This is a genomic window from Monashia sp. HAY1-5C (assembly GCF_056755255.1).
The window spans coordinates 1-271 of record NZ_JBPGXG010000370.1 but is presented as its reverse complement, the minus strand read 5'-3'; the positions used below and the strand labels follow the sequence as shown (position 1 = coordinate 271).

Sequence of the window (271 nt, the reverse complement as noted above, 5' to 3'; positions counted from 1 at the left end):
GGTAGTACTCGGCCGGCATGTCGAGGACGGCGTTGTACTCGTCGTAGAACTTGCGGTGCGCTTCCGCCGAATCGTCGTCGCCGCGCACCAGGTGCTGGTAGAACTCGCGGTGGCTCTGGGCGTGGCGGCCCGGATTCATCGCGATGGAGCCGGCGTGCTGCAGGAAGCCCGGATAGACTTTGCGGCCGAAGCCCGGGTAATTGCCCGGCACGGCATAGACCACCGTGTTCTCGAACCACGAGTACGGCTTTTCGACGGCCAGGTCGTTGAC

General features: G+C 64.6%; 1 pseudogene. It reads right to left on the bottom strand.

The window, feature by feature from the left end:
- Positions 1 to 271: pseudogene (locus tag ACR9ZK_RS22075) on the bottom strand (polyhydroxyalkanoate depolymerase); the annotation flags it as partial.